This window comes from Microcystis sp. M083S1, from assembly GCF_020246405.1.
In the GTDB taxonomy this organism is placed as follows: Bacteria; Cyanobacteriota; Cyanobacteriia; order Cyanobacteriales; family Microcystaceae; genus Microcystis; species Microcystis aeruginosa_C.
The window spans coordinates 1-3,114 of sequence record NZ_JADBTB010000244.1 but is presented as its reverse complement, the minus strand read 5'-3'; the positions used below and the strand labels follow the sequence as shown (position 1 = coordinate 3,114).

Genomic DNA, 3,114 nt, shown 5'->3' with positions numbered 1-3,114 from the left:
TTCAAATATTTTGAGTATAAATACTCTATATACTCACTTCTCTGCGATGCAGTCGCACTCGCGGGAGCGCATTTTGTAGCTCGCTTAAAGCTTTGTTTCTGTCTGTATCACTTGTTACTTTTTAAAATGAGAATTGCTGGCTCGATAGACTTCTCCTTGACCGCCACCGCCAAGTAATTGCTCTACCGTGCAAGGGGTTTTAGAAGATTCTGTATGGACTGTCTGTCCAGATTTGAGTAGGTCACTCACCTTGTTCCTCCTTTTTAGGGTAACTTAAGCAAATGGAATGTTTTTGAAGATTATTCTTCTTTCTTATAGCTCAAGTAAATATAATTAATTCACTCCTATTACATTTTTTTACTAAAAATTTGGTTCTTCGGTTTGTGTTATGCAATGGACGGGGGTTATAATAAATGTAACCCTTATATAGAAAGACATTTGGCAATTTTTGTCAATTGTTCTCGATCTAGAACGAATTAATCAATTAAGTCTCTTGCCAGATAAGGATTTAGTCGATTTATGCCCCCCCTATCGAACCATACCAAGTAACGAAGAACCATTTCTTGGGTAATTATTGCCTAACCCACCCGCTCAATAGTCTTAATTTTTAATCCGATGGAGGGGGATTTTCTGCGCTTTGCGATCGAGTTTCTGGGGGAGTATCTTTTTCGATATTTTCTTCTGGGGGCAAATCTTCCTCGGTAACTTCAATAATCACCGTTTCGCTAACAGCAATAGTTTCGACTTCAACATTTGCGACAGGTTCAGTCGGGGGAATTTCTGGGGCATTTTCGGAGGGTTTGATCTCTTCCGTTGCCAAATCAAAATCATCAAAATCATCAAAATCATCGAAATCATCGAAAGTTTCCCCATCATCAATGATTTCTGCGGCTTTTTCCCCAATTTCTGTCACCGATTCTGTAATAGGTTCCCCGATAGCCGCGGCTTTTTCTATAACGGGGTCCACCGTTTCTTGAGCTTTTTCCGCAATTTCTGTCACTGATTCTGTAATAGTTTCCCCGATAGCCGCCGCTTTTTCTATAACGGTGTCCACCGTTTCTTTAACCGTTTCTTTAACTTTTGCTGCTGCTTTCTCAGGTTTAGCTTTAGTTTTAGGGGATTGGGGGGGAGTAACTTTCCCCAGACGATTGCCTAACCAACCGACAATAGTAAATAATTTAACCGGTTTGTCGGGATAAAAAAGTGCTTGTCTGAGTTTGAGAGTTTGCCAAGCGAAAGCAATAAATAAAATGGCTGCGGCAACTTGTCCCAGGAGGATAGCGCCTGTAATCCTTCCCGCGCACAACCAGAGAACAAGGGCATAGAATAATCCTACCGCACTCCAGAGAAAATCATCTTGACGGTGGCGATCGGGGGCGATAAAAGCGGTGGTGAGGAGGTACAGACTACTCAATCCCACAACGACCGCTAGGATATAGGGCAACATTTGCGATTCTCCTTTGACATTTCCTTTTTTATTGTGCGTTATTTGGGGTCGATCGAGTCTATTTTTTGATTAATTTTCAAAATTATCGAGTCAGATCGTCTTTAACTGTGTTGATGAATAGCCATAGTTAATATTAGGAAATTCTTGGTTTATCCTCTGCTGCTTGTGCTGATCAGATTAAACAAGCTTTCGGATCAAACGATTAAGTTTTGGTCTTTAACAAGCAAAGAGGAATTAGGAACCCTTGATCGACCCACAGACAACCTGTTATCTTTAGTAATTAGTGCCAATGGGAAATATTTAATTAGTGGTAGGGCTGACAAAACTGTAAAAATTTGGGAAAATGGGTAATAGTGACACCTCAAGATAAGTAAGTAGTTATAATTAAATTGAAGATAAATCCCCCCTTGATCCCCCCTTAATAAGGGGGGTGCCGATTCCCCCTTAGTCCCCCCTTGATCAGAGGGGTGTCTGACAACTTTTAACACCTACCTACTTAACTGCTATAATTAGAAACTCATGCCGACAATATTTTATTGGGGAGAAGATGAATTTGCTATCAACCAAGCGGTGAAAAATCTGCAAGCAAAACTTCTTGATCCCAATTGGATACAGTTTAATTATGATAAAATTAATGGTGATCGCAATGAGGCAATTATCGAGGCCCTCAATCAAGCGATGACTCCAGTTTTCGGCATGGGAAATCGTTTAGTTTGGTTAGCCGATACGGTTATTTGTCAACAATGTTCTGAGGATATTTTCAAGGAATTACAGCGCACTTTGCCCAATTTACCCGAAAATTCCTATCTGTTGTTAACCAGTGCCAAAAAACCAGACTCCCGCTTAAAATCGAGCAAGTTTATCCAAAATCAGGCGGAGGTTAAAGAATTTGAACTAATTCCGTCTTGGAAAGTCGAGGAAATTGCCCAAAGAGTTAGGGAAATTGCCAAAGAAATGGGAGTAAAATTAACCCCCGATGCGATCGAACTCTTAGCTGAATCAGTGGGAAATAACAGCCGCTTGCTCTGGATGGAGTTAGAAAAACTGCGTTTATTTAAAAATAATTCGGCGGTAACTATTGACAAAAAGGACATTTTAAGCTTAGTCAATGCCAGCAATCAAAGCAGCTTACAGTTAGCCGGTGCTATTTTAAAACGGGAGACAGGCAAGGCCCTAGAATTAGTCAATGAATTATTAAATCGCAACGAGAACCCCCTAGGTATTACTGCCACCCTAGTGGGTCAATTTCGCACTTGGGCAATAGTGAAATTAAAAATTGAAGAAGGAGAAAAAGACGACAAAAATATCGCCGCCGCCGCCGAAATTGCCAATCCCAAGCGACTGTATTTCATTCGCAAAGAGATACAATCCTTTTCTTCTAAACAACTTCTCGCCACCTTGCCCATACTTCTCGAATTAGAATATCGTCTCAAGCGGGGTGCAGAACCTTTGGCAACTTTGCAAACCAAAATTATTGAACTTTGTTGTTTATTGGTGACTTAAGTAGGTAGGTATTAAAAACTTTCAGATCCCCCCGCCTATCGGCACCCCCCTTATCAAGGGGGGCAGGGGGGATCGAACCTAAAATCTATTTTTGATTTAATTATAACCAGCTACTTAATACTCTTCCTTAGCTTTCAGAAATCCTCTAGAATAAGTAGGTAGGC

At 40.7% G+C, this 3,114-nt stretch carries 4 protein-coding genes; 2 read left to right on the top strand and 2 right to left on the bottom strand.

Going from position 1 to position 3,114, the window contains the following annotated elements:
- Window positions 1-114 precede the first annotated feature (114 nt).
- Together IM450_RS21840 and IM450_RS21835 are read right to left on the bottom strand one after the other, a co-directional pair.
- Window positions 115-249 (bottom strand): hypothetical protein, encoded by a 135-nt coding sequence (locus tag IM450_RS21840; protein ID WP_287669105.1) that lies wholly within the window; start codon window positions 247-249, stop codon window positions 115-117.
- A 358-nt stretch (window positions 250-607) separates the two neighbouring features.
- On the bottom strand, window positions 608-1,447 hold the full coding sequence (locus IM450_RS21835; RefSeq protein WP_287669108.1) for a Ycf66 family protein: 840 nt from the start codon (window positions 1,445-1,447) through the stop codon (window positions 608-610).
- 165 nt (window positions 1,448-1,612) lie between these two features.
- On the opposite strand from IM450_RS21835, the gene IM450_RS21830 reads away from it, so the two are divergent.
- Both IM450_RS21830 and holA read left to right on the top strand, forming a co-directional pair.
- On the top strand, window positions 1,613-1,798 hold the full coding sequence (locus IM450_RS21830; protein ID WP_287669111.1) for a WD40 repeat domain-containing protein: 186 nt from the start codon (window positions 1,613-1,615) through the stop codon (window positions 1,796-1,798).
- A gap of 168 nt (window positions 1,799-1,966) precedes the next feature.
- On the top strand, window positions 1,967-2,950 hold the full coding sequence (holA, locus tag IM450_RS21825) for a DNA polymerase III subunit delta (RefSeq protein ID WP_287669113.1): 984 nt from the start codon (window positions 1,967-1,969) through the stop codon (window positions 2,948-2,950).
- The last annotated feature ends 164 nt before the right edge of the window (window positions 2,951-3,114 follow it).